The organism is Pseudomonas sp. (genome assembly GCF_035497915.1).
Taxonomy (GTDB): domain Bacteria; phylum Pseudomonadota; class Gammaproteobacteria; order Pseudomonadales; family Pseudomonadaceae; genus Serpens.
In genome coordinates this window covers 30,095-48,451 of the sequence record NZ_DATJCS010000001.1, presented here as the reverse complement: position 1 = coordinate 48,451, position 18,357 = coordinate 30,095, and the positions used below count along the sequence as shown (strand labels likewise).

Here is an 18,357-nt window from a genome sequence, read left to right as displayed (position 1 = left end):
GTCAATCGCGAGCTGCGTGGTAGAGGTTTACATGCCTGAACTCCGCCGGCTCCGCCAGATCCGGCCAGGTGCAGGCTTCTTGCTGACCGAGATGGCGGTACTGCGGGTGCCGGAAGTCTTTCACCCGCGAGTCGGCCACCAGCGCTGCCTGCCCGCGACTGAGAAAGGCATCCAGCAGCGGCAGGTTGGCGCGGTCGTAGAGCACGTCGGCGACGATGATCAGATCGTAGCGGTCGGCCTCGGCGAAGAAGTCCGCCGAATAACCCAGGGTCACGCCGTTGAGCACCGCGTTGGCGCGGCAAGCCTCTAACGCAATCGGATCCAGGTCGCAGGCCACTACTTCGGCGGCGCCAGCCTTGGCGGCGGCAATCGCCGCCACGCCCGAGCCGGCGCCGAAGTCCAGCACGCGCTTGCCGCGTACCCACTCCGGGCGCTCGGCCAGCCAGCGTGCCAGTACCAGTCCGCTCGCCCAGCAAAAGCACCAGTAAGGTGGCTCTTCGAGAATGCACCGGGTTTCTTCCTGGCTGAAGGCGCGCTCCATATTCGCCGGGTCGATCAGCCACAGGGATACGTCCGTGCCGGGCAGCGGCGTGGCGGTCAGGCGGGCATCCCCCAGCAGGGAATCGAGGGCGGTTTGCAGGGAGGCGGGCGGCGACATGACAACAGCGCTCGGTGGCAAAAGGCGCGCCTGTATAGCGCAAACCGGCGCAATTTGTCTCGCCCGGGCTATCGAGTACCATGGCCGCACTTTCAAGCCATACGGGCGCATCCCATGCATTGTCCCTTCTGTAGTGCCCACGACACCAAGGTCATCGACTCGCGGCTGGTCGCCGAGGGCGACCAGGTCCGTCGCCGGCGCGAATGCCTGGCCTGCGGTGACCGCTTCACCACCTTCGAGACCGCCGAACTCGTATTGCCGCGCCTGATCAAGCAGGACGGCAGCCGCCAGCCATTCGATGAGGACAAGCTGCGCGCCGGTATGCAGCGGGCGCTAGAAAAGCGTCCGGTCAGCGTCGAGCGCCTCGAAGCCTCCATCGCCCATATCAAGCATCAGCTGCGCGCCACCGGCGAGCGCGAGGTCAAGTCGCTGGTAGTGGGTGAGCTGGTGATGGACGAGCTGCGCAAGCTCGACGAGATTGCCTACATCCGCTTCGCCTCGGTATACCGCCGTTTCCAGGACCTCAACGAATTCCGCGAGGAAATCGAGCGTCTGTCCCGCGAGCCGGCCCGGCAATGAACGATCTGGGTTATATGGCGCGGGCCCTGGAACTCGCGCGGCAGGGCCTGTATTCCACCCACCCCAATCCCCGGGTTGGCTGCGTCATCGTGCGTGACGGCCAGATCATCGGCGAAGGCTGGCACGTGCGCGCCGGCGAACCGCATGCCGAAGTGTATGCGCTGCGCCAGGCGGGCGAGCTGGCGCGTGGCGCCACCGCTTATGTGACGCTAGAGCCGTGCAGCCATTTCGGCCGCACGCCGCCCTGTGCCGAAGCGCTGGTCAAGGCCGGCGTCGCCCGCGTGGTGGCCGCCATGCAGGATCCCAATCCCCAGGTGGCAGGGCGTGGCCTGGAGCGCCTGCGCAGCGCGGGCATCGAGGTCAGCTCCGGCGTGCTGGAGGCCGAAGCCCGCGAACTGAATGTCGGCTTTATCAAGCGCATGGAAACCGGTTTGCCCCATGTGCGGGTGAAACTGGCCATGAGCCTGGACGGCCGCACCGCCATGGCCAGTGGCGAAAGCCAGTGGATCACCGGGCCGGCGGCGCGCGCCGCCGTGCAGCGCCTGCGTGCGCGCTCCAGCGTGGTGGTCACCGGTGCCGATACCGTGCTCATGGACGCTGCGCGGCTGACCGTGCGAGGTGAGGAGTTGGGCGTCTCACCCGAACAGGCGACGCTGGCGCTGGGCCGTCCCCCGCTGCGCGTGCTGGTGGACGGTCGGGGCCGGGTGCCGCTGTCGGCGCCGTTCTTCCAGGCCGGCCCGGCGCTGGTGGTGACCGCGCTGAATACCCCGGTGGATTACCCCGCCGCCGGGCATGAGTGCCTGGCCTTGCCGGGCGACGGCGAACGGGTGGATCTGGCCGCACTGCTGCGCAACCTGGCCGAGCGCGGCGCCAACGAGGTGCTGGTCGAGGCCGGTCCGCGTTTGGCCGGGGCCTTCGCACAATTGGGATTGGTGGATGAATACCAGATCTTCATGGCCGGCAAGTTCCTCGGCTCCAGCGCCCGGCCGCTGCTGGATTGGCCGCTGGAATATATGGCTGAGGCGCCCGAGCTGCGCATCCGCGAAGTGCGCGCGGTGGGCGACGACTGGCGGATCATTGCCGTCCCGGCACGCTGAACACCCGCACGGAGCGCAGGCCTACGTAGGGTGGCCAACGCTTTTCTGCCACCGTCAGCGGTGAGCACCCTGCCGCCAATGGTGGCCAACGCTATGCGTTGACCACCCTACGGATCTGCACGAAACCTGTAGGAGCGACTTCAGTCGTGAGCTTCTGGCTACGGCCCGCACGAAACGCATCGCGGCTGAAGCCGCTCCTGCAAAGGCCCAGCAAATAACCGCCCACAAAAAACCGCCCACAAAAAACCGCGCACAAAGCCCCACTCCCCCTGTGGCTGCATGCCACAGCCATTTGTGGTAAAAACGCCGGCGGATCGGCCCTCCGATCCAACGTTCTCAGGGCGGGGTGAAATTCCCCACCGGCGGTGATGGCCTGAATGGCCCAAGCCCGCGAGCGCCCACCTTCGGTGGGGTCAGCAGATCCGGTGTGATTCCGGAGCCGACGGTCAGAGTCCGGATGAGAGAGAGCGGGACGCCTCGACGCGCGCGGTTCGTGCACGCGTCCGTTTCCCCTTCGATCAGCAGCGCCCTGTTTTTCCATGAAAACAGGAGTTCGTTCCATGCAGTGCGTTCTTTGCTCCGGCCGGGAGGCGACATGTTCACCGGCATAATCGAAGCCATCGGCACCATTCAGAGCATCACCCCCAAGGGCGGCGACGTCCGCGTCTATGTCAAAACCGGCAAGCTGGATCTGGGCGACGTCAAGCTCGGCGACAGCATCGCCGTCAACGGCGTGTGCCTGACCGCCGTGCAGTTGCCGGGCGACGGCTTCTGGGCCGACGTCAGCCGCGAGACCCTGGCCCGTACCGGTTTCGCCGACCTGAAGACCGGCAGCCGGGTCAATCTGGAAAAGGCCCTCACGCCGACCAGCCGCCTGGGCGGCCATCTGGTCAGCGGCCACGTCGACGGCGTGGGCGAAATCATCAGCCGCGAAGACAACGCCCGTGCCGTGCAGTTTCGCATCCGCGCGCCGCGCGAGCTGGCCAAGTACATCGCCCTCAAGGGCTCGATCACCGTCGACGGCACCAGCCTCACGGTGAACGGCGTCGACGGCGCCGACTTCGAGCTGACCATCGTGCCGCACACCCTGGCCGAGACCGTCATGGCCGACTACCGCGCCGGCCGCCGCGTGAACCTGGAAGTGGACCTGCTGGCCCGTTACCTGGAGCGCCTGCTGCTGGGTGACAAGGCCGCCGAGCCGACCGGTTCCGGCATCACCGAAAGCTTTCTGGCCGAACACGGCTACCTGACCAAGTAAGGAGCGGGCCCGATGGCTCTCAACACGATCGAAGAAATCATTGCCGACATGCGCGCGGGCAAGATGGTCATCCTCATGGATGACGAGGACCGCGAAAACGAAGGCGACATCATCATGGCGGCCGAGTGCTGCCAGGCCGAACACATCAATTTCATGGCCCGCCATGCCCGCGGCCTGATCTGCATGCCGATGAGCCGGGAGCGCTGCGAGCGCCTCAATCTGCCGCTGATGGCGCCGCGCAATGGCTCGGGCTTCGGCACCAAGTTCACCGTGTCCATCGAGGCCGCCGAAGGCGTGACCACCGGCATCTCCGCCGCCGACCGCGCGCGCACCGTGCAGGTGGCTGCGGCCCGCGAGGCCAAGGCCGAGGACATCGTCAGCCCCGGGCACATCTTCCCGCTGATGGCCCAGCCCGGCGGCGTACTGGCGCGTGCCGGCCACACCGAGGCGGCTACCGACCTGGCGCGTCTGGCCGGCTTCGATGCCAGCGGCGTGATCTGCGAGATCATGAACGACGACGGCACCATGGCCCGTCGTCCGGAACTGGAAGTGTTCGCCGAACAGCACGGCCTGAAGATCGGCACCATCGCCGACCTGATCCACTACCGCATGATCCACGAGCGCACCATCGCGCGGATTTCCGAGCAGCCGCTGGACACCGAGCTGGGCCAGTTCAACCTGGTGACCTATCGCGACAGCGTCGAGGACAACGTGCACATGGCGCTGACCATGGGTGACATCACTCCGGAAGAGCCGACGCTGGTGCGCGTGCACAATATGGAGCCGTTGCGCGACCTGCTGCAGGTCAAGGTGCCGGGGCGCTGGAGCCTGCGCGCAGCCATGGCGGAAGTCGCCAGTGCCGGCAAGGGCGTGGTGCTGCTGCTCGGCAAGCCGTTCAGTGGCCAGGAGCTGCTCGCCCAGCTCAGCCGTACCCAGCAGCCGACGCCGACCCCGGCGATGTACAGCACCGTCGGTGCCGGCTCGCAGATCCTGCGCGACCTGGGCGTTCGTCAGATGCGCCTGATGAGTGCGCCGATGAAGTTCAACGCGATATCCGGTTTCGACCTGGAAGTTGTAGAATACGTCGCCGCAGAATGATGCTCAGGGCGCCGCAGGAACGCGGCGCCTTTGTTCTTTTTCGAAAGAGACCTTTTTCATGACCCTCAAGACCATCGAAGGCACCTTCGTTGCACCCCAGGGCAAGTTCGCCCTGGTGGTAGGCCGCTTCAACAGTTTCGTCGTCGAAAGCCTGGTGGGCGGCGCCGTCGACACCCTGGTTCGCCACGGTGTCAGCGAAGACAACATCACCATCATCCGCGCCCCGGGCGCCTTCGAACTGCCGCTGGTGGCCCAGAAGGTCGCCCAGCGTGACGAATTCGCGGCCATCATCGCCCTCGGCGCGGTGATCCGTGGCGGCACCCCGCACTTCGAGTACGTGGCCGGCGAATGCACCAAGGGCCTGGCCCAGGTGTCCATGGAATACGGTGTGCCGGTCGCCTTCGGCGTGCTGACCGTCGATTCCATCGAGCAAGCCATCGAGCGCTCCGGCACCAAGGCGGGCAACAAGGGCGGCGAAGCGGCCCTTTCCGCACTGGAAATGGTCAGCCTGCTGACCGCTCTGGAGGTCAAGTGAGCCTGCACCACGACGACAGTCAGGACACCCCGCAGCCGGCTGGCAAGCCGACCAAGGGTGGTGCGCGCCGCGCGGCGCGCGCCCTGGGCATGCAGGCCCTTTACCAATGGCACATGGCGCGCCAGGCGCCGCACGAGATCGAAGCCCAGTTCCGCGTCGACAACGCCTTCGTCGGCGTCGACGGCGCCTATTTCCGTGAGCTGCTCAACGGCGTGATCGACAACCGTGGCGAGATCGACGAACTGATCGCGCCCTGCCTGGACCGTCCGCTGGCCGACCTCGATCCGGTGGAGCTGGCCATCCTGCGCCTGTCCACCTACGAGCTGAAGCAGCGCATCGACGTGCCCTACCGCGTGGTGATCAACGAGGGCATCGAGCTGGCCAAGACCTTCGGTGCCACCGACGGTCACAAGTTCGTCAACGGGGTGCTCGACAAGCTGGCGCCGAAGCTGCGCAGCGCCGAGCTGCGGGCCGGCAAACGCTGATCCGTGGGTGAGTTCGAGCTGATCCGCCGCTTCTTCGCCGCTGCGCGCTGTGCGCAACCCGGCGAAGGCGTGGCGCTGGGCATCGGCGACGACTGCGCCCTGCTCGAACTGCCGCCCGGCGAACAACTGGCGGTGTCCACCGACACCCTGGTCGCCGGCAGCCACTTTCCCCTGTCGTACGATCCCTTCCTGCTCGGTCAGCGCGCCCTGGCGGTCTCCGCCAGCGACCTGGCCGCCATGGGCGCCACGCCCATCGGCTTCACCCTTGCCCTGACGCTGCCGGAAGCCGACGAAGCCTGGTTGCGGCGCTTCGCCGACGGCCTGCAGCGCATGGCTGAACAGTGTCGGCTGACCCTGCTGGGCGGCGACACCACGCGCGGCCCGCTGACCCTCGGCATGACGGTGTTCGGCCGCGTGCCCAGAGGGCTGGCATTGGTGCGCTCCGGTGCGCGGGTCGGCGACCTGCTGTGTGTCGGTGGCAGCCTGGGTGACGGCGCCGGCGCGCTGCCGCTAGTGCTCGGCGAGCGACCGGCCGAGGGCGGGGCGGCGGAATATCTGCTGGCGCGCTACTGGCAGCCGCAGCCGCAACTGGCCCTCGGCCAGGCGCTGCGCAGCCGCGCCACGGCGGCGCTGGATATCTCCGATGGTCTGCTGGCCGACTGTGGTCATATCGCCCGGGCCTCCGGCGTGGCGCTGTGCATCGAGCGGGCGCGCCTGCCGCTGTCGGCGGCCTTGCGCGAACGATTCGATCTGGACGAAGCGCTGCGCTGTGCGCTGTCCGGTGGCGACGATTACCGGCTGGCGTTCACCCTGCCGGCAGGCGAACTGGATACGCTACAGGCCGAGTTCCCGGAGCTGGCCGTGATCGGCCGGGTCGAGGCGGGCGAGGGCGTGCACCTCTACGATGAGCAAGGACGCGAGTTGGCTCTGGCTGCCCGTGGCTACCAACACTTTGGATGATTCCGTGACCGAACAGACCGCCCCCGTGCCGCCATCGGTATGGCGCAACCCTTGGCACTTCCTGGCCTTCGGCTTCGGCTCCGGCACCCTGCCCAAGGCGCCGGGCACCTGGGGTTCGCTGGTGGCGCTGCCGTTCGTGCCGCTCTGGCAGATGCTGCCGGACTGGGGCTACTGGCTGATGCTCGGCGTCACCATGCTGTTCGGCGTCTGGCTGTGCGGCAAGGTGGCCAACGACCTGCGCGTGCACGATCACGAAGGCATCGTCTGGGACGAGATGGTCGGCATGTGGATCACCCTCTGGCTGGTGCCGGAAGGCTGGTACTGGCTGATCGCGGGCTTCCTGATGTTCCGCTTCTTCGACATCCTCAAACCCTGGCCGATCCGCTGGATCGACCGCCAGGTGCACGGCGGCGTCGGCATCATGCTCGACGACGTGCTGGCCGGCGTGTTCGCCTGGCTGGGCATGCAGGGGCTGGTCTGGCTGGTGGGCTGAGAGCCGCCCCGCACCGCTTTCCGCTTTCCGTAGGAGCGGCTTCAGCCGCGATGCTTTTCGTGTCGGCCGCTCAGAAGCTCGCGACTGAAGTCGCTCCTACAGGTCCGGCGGCGCAGCCGCTTGTGTGGGAGGGGCTTTAGCCGCGACGCTTTTTGTGTAGACCGAGCTTCGCAACTGAAGTCGGTCCCACAGGATCTAGGTCAGCGCCTTCCCCAGCCCCAGCCGATTCATCAGCTCCAGCAGTCGTGGATTGGCCGCCACCCGCTCCCGCATCTGCAGCCGCAGCGACTCGCTGGATTCACGGTCGAGAATCATGGCCTGGTAATGATCCGCCACGCTGTGGATGCCGTTGTCCTTCAGCAGCGCCTGATAGGTGCTCTGTAGCAGGCTGGAGTACTCGCTGCGCTCGGCGGACGAGGCCGTAGCAACCTGGGGATAGCGCTCGGTCAGCCAGCTGGCGTTTGCCCCCAGGGTATTGGGCGCCTGGATGTAGCTGCCGGCCATCCAGGCAGGTAGCTGATACATCTCCACCGGATGATCGTGCGTTTGCGCGGCGCCGGCGGCCCGCAGGCCGGCTTCGGACAGCGTGACGCGATCGGCGAGACTATTGGACGGTTCGGGCGTGGCGTCCGGTGCATGAGCCGTTTTGGCAGCGCTTGGATTGAAAGTCTGGATCGGTGATACCGAAGGCGCAGTGATTTGCATGCTGGATCTCCATTTCGCAGGGTTGCTAATGCACAGCGAGGAGATAGCAGCTTGCATGCCAGGTGCCCCAACCCTTGTGGGCTGTGGGCTCGGCCAACGGCTGGCCAAGGATGCACGGAAAATGCCTGCCGGCCCCGGCAAGCGGTTGCCGCCCGCGCAACGAACCTGTAGGGCCGGCTTTATGCCGGCCGACGGAGCTGAAGCTCCCGCTCCGGCGTCGCGTCCAGGCCGGAATGAACGGCGGCGTCAAAGTCGTAGGCGAGCACTTCCAGGCGCGCCGAGAATCCTTCGGTTCTTGATGGTGTAAATGCAGATGTTGGTATCGAGCATAACTTGAGCATCAGAGCGCCTCGCGCTCCTGGTCGGCGGGTTGCTCCCGTTCCGTCATGAAGTCGGCGCTGACGCCGGGTTCGTCAAACCAGCTGTCCCACGCTTCCCCCGCAGGCGTGATGATCCTGGTTCGACCGACGGCGACCACGTCCACGCGCCTCACCCCTTCCGGCAGGGCGACTGCCTTGGGCAAGCGAACGATCTGCCCGCGATTGCTTTGAAAAACGGAACCTCTCGCCATGACGACCTCCAACGAATGAGGCCATGGTAGTCCCGCTCCGAGATATATCAGGCGTCAGATCCACCACGCGTCTGTGAACCGTCCCCGCTCCAGCCGGCGCCAAGCTGGCTATCCTGCCCATCCCGTTCCGATGTCGCGCAGGAAGTGCCGATGCCCCGTTTCCTTTCGTTCGCCAGCCTGCTGCTGGCTGCTTCGCTGGCCCAGGCCGTGCCGGGACACGTGCAGGTGGTTGGCCTGTTCCCCAATGCCGCCGTGCTGACGGTGGATGGCGAGCGCAAGCTGGTACGGGTCGGCGAGACCGGCCCCGGCGGGGTGGTGCTGCTGGCGGCCGATGCGCAGGGCGCGCTGTTGCGCATCGCTGGCCAGACGCGGCGTGTCGAGTTGGGCCGCGAGCAGTCCGCCGGCTTCAGTGCGCCCACGCGCCAGCAGGTGAGCATCGCCCGGGGCGAGGGTGGTCATTACCGGGTGATCGGCGCGGTGAACGGCGTTTCCCTGCCGCTGCTGATAGACACCGGCGCCACCAGCCTGGCGATCAATGAGCAGCAGGCGCGACGCCTGGGCCTCGATTACCAGAAGGGCACGCCGATGCGGGCCAACACCGCCAATGGCGTGGTGAATGGCTGGCGCGTGCACCTGGATCGGGTGAATGTCGGCGGCCTGGAGGTGCCCGGCGTGGAAGCCGTGGTGCTGCAGGGCAACGCGCTCAACCAGGCGTTGCTGGGCATGAGCTTCCTCAACCGTGTGCGCTGGCGTGAGGAACACGGCGTGCTGGTGCTGGAGTCGCGCCTGTAGCCGGCCCGGCGTCGCCCGCAAGCCGCTTCACTGGGGTTATAATCCCGGCCTTTCCTTTTCTGGAGCGCCTCCGGTGTCCGTCGTTTTCGTCGCCGCTTCCAAACTGCCCACCCCCTTTGGCGAATTCACCATGCACGGTTTCCTCGACGAGGCCACCGGCAAGGAGCACGTGGCGCTGACCATGGGCAGCTTCGAGGACGGCCAGCCGGTGCTCGGTCGCGTGCATTCCGAATGCCTGACCGGTGATGCGCTGTTCAGCCAGCGCTGCGACTGCGGGTATCAGCTGGAGGCGGCGCTGAAGGCCATCGCCACCGAAGGACGCGGCGTGCTGCTGTACCTGCGGCAGGAAGGCCGCGGCATCGGCCTGCTGAACAAGATCCGCGCCTATCACCTGCAGGATGGCGGCGCCGACACCGTGGAAGCCAACGAGCGTCTGGGCTTTGCCGCCGACCAGCGCGAATACAGCATCTGCCTGCCGATGCTCGACCACCTGGGCATCCACGCGCTCAAGCTGATGACCAACAACCCGCGCAAGGTAACGGCGCTGGAAGGCTTCGGCATCCGCATCGCCGAGCGCAAGCCGCTGCTCACCGGTCTCAACCCACACAACCGCAACTACCTGCGCACCAAGGCCGGCAAGCTCGGCCACATGCTCGGCAACCTGCATCAGGACGAGTCGGAAGCCTGATGGAGCGCCTGACACAGCATCGCCGGCTGAATCGTCGCTGGTGGCTACTGTTGCTGGCCGGGGTGCTGCCCTGGCTGCTGCTGGTCAACGTCCCGGAACTGGCGCAGCTGCCGCCGATGACGTTGTTCGTCATTGGCCTGTGCGGTCTGCTGCCGACCCTGAAGGTGTTTCCGAGCTACAAGCGCGCACTCTGGGCGCTCAAGCCGCCGGTCGATGCGGCGCTGGAAGACCAGCGCTGGGCCGCCCTGGCCAGTGCGCAGCGCAACGGCATGCTGTGGGCCAGCCTGCCGGCCTGGCTCGCCGCGCTGGCCAGCCCGCTGGGTCTGGAAGGCGTGGCGGGACTGCTGCTGGTCACCGGCAGCGTGCTGTTGTCCCTCGTCTACCGCATCCCGCGTCAGGTGCTCTTGCCGTAGCTCTTGCTGGTGAAGTAGGTCTCCGCGAAACCCCGGCGCTGGTTCACCACCAGCGTCAGCACGAAGAAGAAATTGCACATCAGGTTGCACATACGCGGCAGGATCGGCGGCACCGCGATGCCTTCCTGATCGACGCGCACCAGCGCACGGATGGCCTTCTTGGCCGCCGAACGCGCCTGGTGCAGCTGCGGCACCGGTGGCAGTCCGCGCGGCAGCACGAAGCCCGTCAGCTGCTCGGCGACTTCCTCGCGGTAATGGGCCAGCCTTGCACCCAGCCAGACGATATCCGCTTCCTCGATGGCCAGCCGGCCACGCACCGAGCCGTTGACGTGGAAGGCCAGCGGTTGCAGCTGCTCCAGGTCGGCGCGCAGGTCGGGCATGTTGTCCGGCAGGTAGGCCAGCGCGCCGCCGATCAGTGCGCACAGCTCGTCGGTGACCACCTCGAAATCGCACAGGTACGAGGTGTCCTGGATGAACGGGTAGCAGACCTCGTCGAGGTTCTTGCTCAGTTTCAGCACCATGGCGAACTCACTTGGGCAGGATGATCGGCGGCTGGGCGTCGAGGTCCACATGCACCTCGACCTGGAAGGCGGCCGCCACATGGGCCTCGGTCAGCACCTCGCGCGGCGTGCCGAAGGCCAGCAACTGCCCCTCGGCCAGTAGGCAGAGCTTGTCGCAGTAGCGCGCGGCCAGGCCCAGGTCGTGGATCGACAGCACCACCGCGCGATCCTGGCGGGCGTGCTCGCGCAGCAGCTCCATCACCTTGCGCTGGTGCAGCAGGTCCAGGCTGGCCACCGGCTCGTCGGCCAGCAGCAGCACCGGCTGGCCGGCCAGCACACGGGCCAGCCACACGCGGGCCTGCTCGCCACCGGACAGCTCCGCCACCTTGCGCCGCCGCCAGGGCAGCACGCCGGTGCGCGCCATGGCCGACTCGATCAGCGCGGCGTCTTCATCGCCCCACGGCAAACGGCCGAGCGCCACCACGTCTTCGACGCACAGTGACCAGGCGCTGTGATGGCTCTGCGGCAGAAAGCCGATGCGCTGGGCGCGCTGTTTCGGCCCCAGGCGCCGGGCGTCGAAACCGAAGTAGTCCAGCGTGCCGGTGTAGGGCTGCACGCCCGCCAGCGCGTTGAGCAGCGTGGACTTGCCGGCGCCGTTGGGACCGATCACGCCGAGCATCTCGCCGGGCGCGAGGGCCAGGCGCAGCGGTTGCAGACGGCCGGGCACGGCCAGCCGGTCCAGGCGGATCAGATCCATTGCTTGCGCTCCTTCCACACCAGCCAGATGAACAGCGGCGCGCCGATCAGCGCGGTCAGGACGCCCAGCTTCAGTTCGCGTCCCGGCGGCAACAGGCGCACCGCCATGTCCGCCAGGCAGACCAGGCTGGCGCCGGCCAGCGCCGAGGGAATCAGCAGGCGATCCGGGCGATGGCGCACCAGCGGACGCACCAGGTGCGGCACCAGCAGGCCGACGAAGCCGATGCCGCCGGCCACCGCCACCGAGGCGCCGACCAGCAGCGCGCAACCCAGCACGATCAGCCGGCTGCCGCGCTTGTGGGCCAGGCCCAGGCTCTGCGCCACCTGCTCGCCGAGGCTCAGCCCGAGCAGCAGGCGGCGCTGGCTCCAGATCAGCCAGAAGCCGACCAGCAGCGCCGGGCCGAGCAGCAGCAGATGCTCCAGGCCGCGTTCGGACACCGAGCCGAGCAGCCAGAACACCAGTTCCTGCATGGCATAGGGGTTGGGCGCGAAGTTGAGCACCGCCGCCAGCAGCGCGCCGCTCAGGGTGCTGATCGCCAGACCGGCGAGCAGCACCATGCCGGCGCCACTGGAGCCGGCCAGGGCGAGCATCAGCACCAGCGCGATGGCCGCGCCGCACAGGCCGGCCAGCGCCGGAGCGAAGGCGCCGGCCCAGGGCAGCAGGCCGAAATAGAACACCGTGGCCGCGCCCAGCGCTGCGCCCTGGCTGGCGCCGGTCAGCCCCGGATCGGCCAGCGGATTGCGCAGCAGGCCCTGCAGCGCCGCGCCGGCAAGCCCCAGCGCCGCGCCCACGGTCAGCGCCAGCAGGGTACGTGGCAGGCGGATCTCGCCGATCACGATGGCGTCCGCGCCGTTGCCGCCGCTCAGCCAGTCGAGCAGGCCGGTAATGACCGACACCTGCGTCGAGCCCAGGCCCAGCGACAGCAGCGCCAGGCACAGCGCCAGCAGAACGAGCAGGGGAGTGATCAATCGAGCCATTGGTGCAGTTGTCCTATCAGTTCCCAGGTCCAGGGGCCGGGGCATTGCCAGCGCCAGTAGTCGGTGGCGAGCCAGCGTTCGGCGGGCACGGCGTGCTTGAGTGCAGCGTGTTCGGCGAACTGGTTGGCCAGCGCCTGGTGTTCCGGCGCGGCCCAGAGAATCGCATCCGGCGGATCGGTCACCACCTGCTCCAGGTCCAGGCGCTGGTAGCCATCGGCACTCAGGTAGTTGCGCCAGCCGGCGCGTTCGAGGATTTCGTGTTCCAGCGTGCCACGCCCGGTGCCGATGCCGTTGGCGCCGAGCAGCAGCAGGCGTTGCGGGCGATTCGGCGCCGGCAGCGCCGGCGGCGGGGCGCTGGCCAAGGTTTCGGACAGCTGGACGGCGCGCAGGAACTGCCGCTCATAGGCGGCCACCTGCGCCAGAGTCGTCGGCAGGGGCAGCACCTCCACCGACACGCCGATCGCCTGCAGGCGCTGGCGCAACAGGGTAGCGGCGAACTGGCCGACCACCACCTGATCAGGCTGGAGCGAGTACACCTGCTCCAGGCTGCCGTCATGGGCGGGCCACTGCGGGCCGATCCAGTCGACGGGGTAGCGCTGCTGCATCTGCGACAGCGCGGCCACCCGCGCGGGGGGCAGGTAATGGGCAACCATCCAATCCAGGCACAGGTCGAGGGAGACGATGCGCTGCGGCGCGTTGTCCGCCTGCGCCGGCAGGGCAAGCGACAGGAGCAGGGGCAGGAACAGGGCACGCAGCAAGACAACGCCTCGTCGAATCAGTGGAAGCGCCGTATCGACGGCGCTCGCGGAATATGGCGGGTTGCCGGCGCGCCGGCAACCGCTGGGGTGTTACAGGGAGGGGGTCCAGGTCACGCCGAGCATCAGGCTGAAAGGCGCCTCGCGGTAGCCATACGACTCGCCGTTGTAGGAATACAGCAGGCGGCTGTAGTCCTTGTCGAGGATGTTGGCCAGCTTCAGGTCGAAGCCCAGTTCGTTGCTGGCCTTCCAGCTGGCGCGCAGGTCGAGCACGCCATGGCCGGCGATCTCCTGCGTGTTGGTAGCGTCGTTGAAGCTGCGACTGACCGCCCGCCAGCTGGCGCCGACGCCCACGGTGCCGAATTGTCGATCCAGATCCAGGCTCAGGGTGCGCTTGGCGCGGTTGGGCAGGATACGGCCGGTTTCGCGATTGCGCGGGTCGATGACGCTGATGCCGAGGCCGGCCTGCCAGCCGAGCAGCTCCTGTTCCAGGCTGGCCTCGAAGCCGTTGATGCGGGCGACGCCCAGGTTCTGCGTGCTGCCGACCCAGGTGATCGGGTCGCTCGCATAGACCAGCAGATCGCGGAAGTCGGTACGGTAGGCCGAGGCCTCCAGGCGGGTTTCCGTAGCCAGTTGAGCACGCCACTTCAGCTCGTAGCTCCTGGATCTTTCCGGCTGCAGATCGGGATTGCCTTTGGTCCAGCCCTCATCCGGCCAGTACAGATCGGCGAAGGTGGGCACACGAAAGCCTTCGGCGTAGGAGACGATCATCTGATGGTCGGCATTGAGCGATACGCTCAGCGCGGCATTGAAGGTATTTTCATGGCCAAACTGTTCGTTCTGGTCATGACGCACGCCCAGCTCGGTGCCGAAGGATTCACCCTGGAATCTGTGTTGAAGGATGGCTGCCTGGTTCCAGCGGCTGGTCTGGTCGAACGCGTTGCTGCTGCTGACCTTGTCGTTGAGATAGTCGAGACCGACCAGCAGGCGGTGGGCGTCGTTCACGTGAAAGGTGTTCAGCCAGCCGGCGGAGTCGCGGTAGGTGTTGTTCACCGAACTGCCGGGGAACAGCTTGTCGAAGTTCTCCTGCTTGTCTTCGCTGTGGCCCAGTTCCAGAACGCTGTTCCAGCGCTCGCCGAACTGGCCGTCCACGTACAGGCTACTGCTGCTGACGGCGAATTCATCGTAGGGTGCGGCGGGGAAGCTGGTGAACAGCGTGTTGTCCCAGCGTCCGAACGGGTTGTCGATCTCGGTCTTGCCACGTTGGTCCAGCACCTTCAGGCCGGCTTCCAGGCTGTCGTTGAAGCGATGGCTCAGGCTCAGGGACAGCGCCCGGTTGCGATAGGCGTCGTCATCGGCATCGCTGGGGTAGGAGACCTGGGTGCGGTCGAAGCCGTCGGTTTCCTCCAGGCTGGCGCTGAGGTTGAAGCGCGTTTGCGCATCGCCGCCGGACAGTCCCAGGGTGCGTTCCCAGGTGTTGTCGCTACCGCCGGCCAGGCGCACGAAAGGTTTCAGCCCCTGGCCCTTGCTGCTGCGGGTGAAAACCTGAATGACACCGCCCATGGCGTCGGCGCCGTAGATGGCCGACCGCGAGCCGCGCAGCACTTCAACGCGTTCGATCTGATCGACATTCAGGTACTGCAGACTGGCGCCGCCCATGGTGGCCGAACCGACCCGCACGCCATCGACCAGGATCAGGCTCTGCGCAGTGCTGGTGCCGCGGATGTACAGGCCGTAACTGGCGCCGCGTCCGCCGTAGTTGGCGACCTGCACGCCGGGCACGTGAGTCAGCAGCTCCTGCACGGTGGCCGGGCGCAAACGGTCGATATCGGCACGGGTAAACACGCTCACCGAGGCGCTGCTGTCGCTGGCGGCTTCGAGGGTACGCGACGCCGTCACCACCACCTCCGACAGTTTCAGCTGTTTATCGAGGCGTGGCGTTTCATTGGCGGCGAAGGCCGCAGGGGAGGCCAGGGCGATCGCCAGGGCCAGACGGGACAGTTTCATCAGGAGAATTCCTCAAAAGATCAATGCTTTTGAGGAGGGCAGGATCACAAGCGCGGACGCGGAGACAGCGCTTGACGGTGCCGCCCTCCGCAACACCAGTCGCTTCCCGTCGGCCGGTCTCCGGACTCATGACCCTGACGACTCCGCCTTCCCAGGAAAATTCCCAGTGGCTGTAGGAGTCGCTGCCCGAGAGGGCGGTCATTCACCGTTGCGGGGGCAGTGCCGGGATGGCTCCTAAGAGCGCCACCGGCTTCCCGTTTAACGCAAAAACGCTTGCGCACCGACAAGAAAAACGCGCGCACCATAACGGGCGGGGCGATGGGAGGCAATGACCGGCGTTAAGAATGGCCGGGCAATGCCCGAGCGGCGGGGTTTGTGCGCGGCGGTGTTTTTTGTGGGAGCGGACTTGTCCGCGAGCTTTTGTGCGGGCCGACGCAAAAGCTCGCGAATGAATTCGCTCCCACAGGTCAGTGCGGAGGGCCGGCACCCTGGCTGCGGTCCCCGGCCGGGATAAACCCGGCCCTACAGGGGCGCGGTGCGGCTCCACGGGTGTTGCCTGGAACCTGTAGGGCCGGCTTTATGCCGGCCGAGGGACGTCAACCGCAGCGATGGGCCGACGGTTCAGCTTCCCAGCCGCAGCAGCTCGCCATAACCCACCGGACGGCGAAACGCCGTTTCCAGGGGTTCGCCGAGCAGCAGATGATGCAGGGCGCGGATCGGCCCGGCGTGGGTGATCAGCAGCGCGTCGCCGGTTTCGATCTCCGCGAGGAACCCCCGCAGCCGGGCCAGCAGCTCGGGCAGGGATTCGCCAGCGGGCGGTGCAGCGCTCTGCCAGTGGTCGCCCCAGTGACGCGCTTCCGGGGAGTCCAGCTCGGCCCAGCTGCGTCCTTCCCAGGCGCCGAAGTTCAGCTCCATCAGCCGCGCATCGGTGCGATACGGCTCGCCCAGAGCATCGGCCAGTGTGCGGCAGCGCAGGCTTGGGCTACTCCATACCGGCGGCAGGCCGTTGGGGAATTGCTGCAACAGTGCTCCTCGCACGGCCTGGGCCTCGTCCGCGAAGCCGTCCGCCAGCGGCACATCCAGCTGTCCGTAACACAGCCCCGGCGGGCAGCCCACGCGGGTGTGGCGGATCAGATAAAGCGGCACAGCGCCAAGGCCCCGAGCAGGAAGGTCAGCTCGCTCAGCTGCTGCAGCGCGCCGAGGCAGTCGCCGGTGAAGCCACCGATCCACTTGCGCAGCCAGCGGGCGAACCACAGGCGCAGGGGAATCAGCGGCAGCAGCGCCAGCCACAGCAGCGGCGGCAGCTCGATCCACAGGAACGGAGCCAGGGCCAGCGCAGCGGCGATCAGCAGGCCGAACAGCGAAATGCGCACCGCCAGCGGCTTGGCCTTGCCTTCCGGGCGCGCGTAGGACTCGGTGAGCATCATGGTCGCCGCGTTCAGCCGGCTGACCGCGTGGGCGAGGATCAGCAGCGGAATCACCAGCGCGGCGGGCAGCGACACCAGCAGCAGGAGCTTGCCGCCCAGCGCCGCCAGCAGCGTGGCGGCACCGTAGGTGCCCAGCCGCGAGTCCTGCATGATGGCGAGGATGCGCTCGCGGTCCCAGCCGCCACCCATGCCGTCCATGCAGTCGGCCAGGCCGTCCTCGTGGAAGCAGCCGGTGAGCAGCAGGCCGAACGCCATGCTCAGGAAGATGGCAATCGGCGCGTCCCACAGGAAGCTGGCGCCCCAGTAGACCAGCGCACAGGCCGCGCCGATCAGCGTGCCGATCAGCGGGAAATAGACCGCCGCCTTGTTCAGCTCGTTCTCGGAGTACGGCACCCGCGCCGGAATCGGCACGCGGGTGAAGAACTGCAGCGAGAGCAGGAAGCGGTCGATCTCCCGGCGCGGGGCGGAGCGCTCGCTCATCGGTCGGACACTCCAGCGGATTCGAACGAGGCCATCTCGTTGAGGAAACCGCAGGCGGCCTGCAGCAGCGGCCAGGCCAGCACCGCGCCGCTGCCTTCGCCCAGGCGCAGGTCCAGCTGCAGCAGCGGCGTGGCGTTGAGGTGCGCGAGCAGCAGCGGGTGGCCGCCTTCCTGGGAGCGATGGCCAAACACCGCGTAGTCGCGCACCGCCGGCGCGATCCGCATGGCGGCCAGCAGCGCGGCCGTGGCGATAAAGCCGTCGACCAGGATCAGTGCGCCTTTCTCGGCAGTGCCGAGCATGGCGCCGGTCATCATCGCCACTTCGAAACCGCCGACTTCGGCGAGGGCGGTGAGCGCCTCATGCGGGCCGGGGCCGACGCGCTCGGCCACCGCCTGCAGGGAGGCGACCTTGCGTGCCAGGCCGGCGTCGTCCAGGCCGGTGCCGCGCCCGGTGCAGGCGGCGATCGGCAGGCCGGCCAGCAGGTGGCTGAGCAGCGTGGCGGTGGAGGTGTTGCCGATGCCCATCTCGCCGAAGGCCAGCAGGTTGCTGCCCTTGGCCACTTCCTCGTGGGCGATGCGCCGGCCGGTTTCCAGGCAGCGCAGCGCCTGTTCGCGACTCATGGCCGGGCCTTCCAGGCAGTTGGCGGTGCCGTGGGCGATCTTCTCGTGGCGCAGCGGCAGGTCGGCGGGGAAGTCGTGGTTCACCCCGGCATCCACCACCTGGAAGGCGAAGCCGTGCTGACGCGCGAAGCTGTTGGTGGCGGCGCCGCCGGCGAGGAAGTTGAACACCATCTGCGGGGTCACTTCGGCCGGGTAGGCGCTGACGCCGGCGCGGGCCAGGCCGTGGTCGGCGGCGAAGATGGTCAGGCTCGGGCGCGTCAGCTGCGGATTCAGCGTCTGCTGCACCCAGCCGATCTGCAGGGCCAGCGCCTCCAGCTGGCCGAGCGCGCCGAGCGGTTTGGTCTTGCGGTCGATGGCGTGGCGCAGGGCCGGGAGGATGGCGGCGTCGGGGGCGGAAATGGCAAAGCGTGGCAGGGACATCTAAACGCTCGATAGCGCCGGCGGGACTGGTAAGCGCCGCCGGGGCGGGTGTGAATGGATGGAAAGGAATTCAGGGGGCTTG

22 protein-coding genes and 2 riboswitches are annotated in these 18,357 nt (G+C 67.5%); of the genes, 11 read left to right on the top strand and 11 right to left on the bottom strand.

Annotated features, from left to right (window positions below; translation table 11 throughout):
* Position 1 precedes the first annotated feature (1 nt).
* Positions 2-658 carry a class I SAM-dependent methyltransferase gene (locus tag VL129_RS00250; RefSeq protein WP_325408875.1) on the bottom strand — a complete coding sequence of 219 codons (657 nt, stop codon included), beginning with the start codon at positions 656-658 and terminating at the stop codon, positions 2-4.
* A gap of 114 nt (positions 659-772) precedes the next feature.
* Here VL129_RS00250 and nrdR point away from each other — a divergent pair, with 114 nt between their 5' ends.
* The 8 genes from nrdR (at position 773) to VL129_RS00210 (ending at position 7,163) form a co-directional block, all read left to right on the top strand.
* Positions 773-1,237 (top strand): transcriptional regulator NrdR, encoded by a 465-nt coding sequence (nrdR, locus tag VL129_RS00245; protein ID WP_325408873.1) that lies wholly within the window; start codon positions 773-775, stop codon positions 1,235-1,237.
* On the top strand, positions 1,234-2,334 hold the full coding sequence (gene ribD, locus VL129_RS00240; protein WP_325408871.1) for a bifunctional diaminohydroxyphosphoribosylaminopyrimidine deaminase/5-amino-6-(5-phosphoribosylamino)uracil reductase RibD: 1,101 nt from the start codon (positions 1,234-1,236) through the stop codon (positions 2,332-2,334). Before nrdR ends, ribD begins: the two co-directional genes overlap by 4 nt.
* Positions 2,335-2,662: 328 nt before the next feature.
* A riboswitch (FMN riboswitch) is annotated at positions 2,663-2,807 on the top strand.
* A 122-nt stretch (positions 2,808-2,929) separates the two neighbouring features.
* Positions 2,930-3,592 (top strand): riboflavin synthase, encoded by a 663-nt coding sequence (locus tag VL129_RS00235; RefSeq protein ID WP_325408869.1) that lies wholly within the window; start codon positions 2,930-2,932, stop codon positions 3,590-3,592.
* A gap of 12 nt (positions 3,593-3,604) precedes the next feature.
* A complete protein-coding gene (ribBA, locus tag VL129_RS00230; RefSeq protein WP_325408867.1) occupies positions 3,605-4,690 on the top strand; it encodes a bifunctional 3,4-dihydroxy-2-butanone-4-phosphate synthase/GTP cyclohydrolase II in 1,086 nt (361 codons plus the stop codon).
* A gap of 58 nt (positions 4,691-4,748) precedes the next feature.
* Complete coding sequence (gene ribH, locus VL129_RS00225) at positions 4,749-5,225, top strand: 6,7-dimethyl-8-ribityllumazine synthase (protein ID WP_325408865.1); 477 nt, start codon at positions 4,749-4,751, stop codon at positions 5,223-5,225.
* Complete coding sequence (gene nusB, locus VL129_RS00220) at positions 5,222-5,710, top strand: transcription antitermination factor NusB (protein WP_325408863.1); 489 nt, start codon at positions 5,222-5,224, stop codon at positions 5,708-5,710. Before ribH ends, nusB begins: the two co-directional genes overlap by 4 nt.
* Before the next feature lie 3 nt (positions 5,711-5,713).
* Positions 5,714-6,670 carry a thiamine-phosphate kinase gene (gene thiL / locus VL129_RS00215; RefSeq protein WP_325408861.1) on the top strand — a complete coding sequence of 319 codons (957 nt, stop codon included), beginning with the start codon at positions 5,714-5,716 and terminating at the stop codon, positions 6,668-6,670.
* Positions 6,671-6,674: 4 nt separating this feature from the next.
* Entirely contained in the window at positions 6,675-7,163 is a 489-nt protein-coding gene (locus VL129_RS00210) for a phosphatidylglycerophosphatase A family protein (protein WP_325408859.1), read from the top strand.
* A 195-nt stretch (positions 7,164-7,358) separates the two neighbouring features.
* Here VL129_RS00210 and VL129_RS00205 read toward each other — a convergent pair whose 3' ends face one another.
* Together VL129_RS00205 and vapB are read right to left on the bottom strand one after the other, a co-directional pair.
* A complete protein-coding gene (locus VL129_RS00205) occupies positions 7,359-7,868 on the bottom strand; it encodes a hypothetical protein (RefSeq protein WP_325408857.1) in 510 nt (169 codons plus the stop codon).
* A 340-nt stretch (positions 7,869-8,208) separates the two neighbouring features.
* Entirely contained in the window at positions 8,209-8,439 is a 231-nt protein-coding gene (gene vapB / locus VL129_RS00200) for a type II toxin-antitoxin system VapB family antitoxin (RefSeq protein ID WP_325408855.1), read from the bottom strand.
* A gap of 150 nt (positions 8,440-8,589) precedes the next feature.
* Here vapB and VL129_RS00195 point away from each other — a divergent pair, with 150 nt between their 5' ends.
* The 3 genes from VL129_RS00195 to VL129_RS00185 all read left to right on the top strand — a co-directional run bounded on the left by VL129_RS00195 (position 8,590) and on the right by VL129_RS00185 (position 10,332).
* Positions 8,590-9,231, top strand: a complete 642-nt coding sequence (locus tag VL129_RS00195; protein WP_325408853.1) for a retropepsin-like aspartic protease family protein — start codon at positions 8,590-8,592, stop codon at positions 9,229-9,231.
* Between the two features lie 73 nt (positions 9,232-9,304).
* Positions 9,305-9,919 carry a GTP cyclohydrolase II gene (gene ribA / locus VL129_RS00190; RefSeq protein ID WP_325408851.1) on the top strand — a complete coding sequence of 205 codons (615 nt, stop codon included), beginning with the start codon at positions 9,305-9,307 and terminating at the stop codon, positions 9,917-9,919.
* Positions 9,919-10,332, top strand: a complete 414-nt coding sequence (locus VL129_RS00185) for an MFS transporter (protein ID WP_325408849.1) — start codon at positions 9,919-9,921, stop codon at positions 10,330-10,332. Before ribA ends, VL129_RS00185 begins: the two co-directional genes overlap by 1 nt.
* Here the strand turns inward: VL129_RS00185 and VL129_RS00180 are convergent.
* From VL129_RS00180 to cobT, 8 genes are all read right to left on the bottom strand, one after another.
* Positions 10,314-10,853: an ATP:cob(I)alamin adenosyltransferase gene (locus VL129_RS00180; protein ID WP_325408847.1), complete on the bottom strand. Its 540-nt coding sequence runs from the start codon at positions 10,851-10,853 to the stop codon at positions 10,314-10,316. The two genes, VL129_RS00185 and VL129_RS00180, sit on opposite strands and share 19 nt — an antisense overlap.
* Positions 10,854-10,860: 7 nt before the next feature.
* The gene (locus VL129_RS00175; RefSeq protein WP_325408845.1) at positions 10,861-11,589 is read right to left on the bottom strand and encodes an ABC transporter ATP-binding protein; all 729 of its coding nucleotides are present in this window, start codon (positions 11,587-11,589) and stop codon (positions 10,861-10,863) included.
* Positions 11,580-12,566: a FecCD family ABC transporter permease gene (locus VL129_RS00170; protein ID WP_325408843.1), complete on the bottom strand. Its 987-nt coding sequence runs from the start codon at positions 12,564-12,566 to the stop codon at positions 11,580-11,582. Before VL129_RS00170 ends, VL129_RS00175 begins: the two co-directional genes overlap by 10 nt.
* The gene (locus tag VL129_RS00165; RefSeq protein ID WP_325408841.1) at positions 12,554-13,324 is read right to left on the bottom strand and encodes an ABC transporter substrate-binding protein; all 771 of its coding nucleotides are present in this window, start codon (positions 13,322-13,324) and stop codon (positions 12,554-12,556) included. Before VL129_RS00165 ends, VL129_RS00170 begins: the two co-directional genes overlap by 13 nt.
* 90 nt (positions 13,325-13,414) lie before the next feature.
* Positions 13,415-15,328 carry a TonB-dependent receptor plug domain-containing protein gene (locus tag VL129_RS00160; protein ID WP_325408839.1) on the bottom strand — a complete coding sequence of 638 codons (1,914 nt, stop codon included), beginning with the start codon at positions 15,326-15,328 and terminating at the stop codon, positions 13,415-13,417.
* A gap of 94 nt (positions 15,329-15,422) precedes the next feature.
* Positions 15,423-15,628, bottom strand: a riboswitch (cobalamin riboswitch).
* A gap of 321 nt (positions 15,629-15,949) precedes the next feature.
* A complete protein-coding gene (gene cobC, locus VL129_RS00155) occupies positions 15,950-16,474 on the bottom strand; it encodes an alpha-ribazole phosphatase family protein (RefSeq protein WP_325408838.1) in 525 nt (174 codons plus the stop codon).
* Positions 16,459-17,235, bottom strand: a complete 777-nt coding sequence (locus tag VL129_RS00150) for an adenosylcobinamide-GDP ribazoletransferase (protein WP_325408836.1) — start codon at positions 17,233-17,235, stop codon at positions 16,459-16,461. The genes cobC and VL129_RS00150 overlap by 16 nt, the downstream gene beginning before the upstream one ends.
* Positions 17,232-18,275, bottom strand: coding sequence for a nicotinate-nucleotide--dimethylbenzimidazole phosphoribosyltransferase (gene cobT, locus VL129_RS00145; RefSeq protein WP_325408834.1), 1,044 nt, complete (start codon positions 18,273-18,275; stop codon positions 17,232-17,234). Before cobT ends, VL129_RS00150 begins: the two co-directional genes overlap by 4 nt.
* Positions 18,276-18,357: the final 82 nt, after the last annotated feature.

Bases quoted from the DNA above. Each gene is read 5' to 3' on its own strand.
- vapB (WP_325408855.1), bottom strand. From the start codon at position 8,439: ATGGCGAGAGGTTCCGTTTTTCAAAGCAATCGCGGGCAGATCGTTCGC.
- ribBA (WP_325408867.1), top strand. From the start codon at position 3,605: ATGGCTCTCAACACGATCGAAGAAATCATTGCCGACATGCGCGCGGGC.
- VL129_RS00195 (WP_325408853.1), top strand. From the start codon at position 8,590: ATGCCCCGTTTCCTTTCGTTCGCCAGCCTGCTGCTGGCTGCTTCGCTG.
- VL129_RS00185 (WP_325408849.1), top strand. From the start codon at position 9,919: ATGGAGCGCCTGACACAGCATCGCCGGCTGAATCGTCGCTGGTGGCTA.
- cobT (WP_325408834.1), bottom strand. From the start codon at position 18,275: ATGTCCCTGCCACGCTTTGCCATTTCCGCCCCCGACGCCGCCATCCTC.
- VL129_RS00250 (WP_325408875.1), bottom strand. From the start codon at position 658: ATGTCGCCGCCCGCCTCCCTGCAAACCGCCCTCGATTCCCTGCTGGGG.
- ribD (WP_325408871.1), top strand. From the start codon at position 1,234: ATGAACGATCTGGGTTATATGGCGCGGGCCCTGGAACTCGCGCGGCAG.
- ribH (WP_325408865.1), top strand. From the start codon at position 4,749: ATGACCCTCAAGACCATCGAAGGCACCTTCGTTGCACCCCAGGGCAAG.
- VL129_RS00150 (WP_325408836.1), bottom strand. From the start codon at position 17,235: ATGAGCGAGCGCTCCGCCCCGCGCCGGGAGATCGACCGCTTCCTGCTC.
- VL129_RS00175 (WP_325408845.1), bottom strand. From the start codon at position 11,589: ATGGATCTGATCCGCCTGGACCGGCTGGCCGTGCCCGGCCGTCTGCAA.
- VL129_RS00160 (WP_325408839.1), bottom strand. From the start codon at position 15,328: ATGAAACTGTCCCGTCTGGCCCTGGCGATCGCCCTGGCCTCCCCTGCG.
- VL129_RS00205 (WP_325408857.1), bottom strand. From the start codon at position 7,868: ATGCAAATCACTGCGCCTTCGGTATCACCGATCCAGACTTTCAATCCA.
- VL129_RS00180 (WP_325408847.1), bottom strand. From the start codon at position 10,853: ATGGTGCTGAAACTGAGCAAGAACCTCGACGAGGTCTGCTACCCGTTC.
- VL129_RS00170 (WP_325408843.1), bottom strand. From the start codon at position 12,566: ATGGCTCGATTGATCACTCCCCTGCTCGTTCTGCTGGCGCTGTGCCTG.
- VL129_RS00235 (WP_325408869.1), top strand. From the start codon at position 2,930: ATGTTCACCGGCATAATCGAAGCCATCGGCACCATTCAGAGCATCACC.
- nrdR (WP_325408873.1), top strand. From the start codon at position 773: ATGCATTGTCCCTTCTGTAGTGCCCACGACACCAAGGTCATCGACTCG.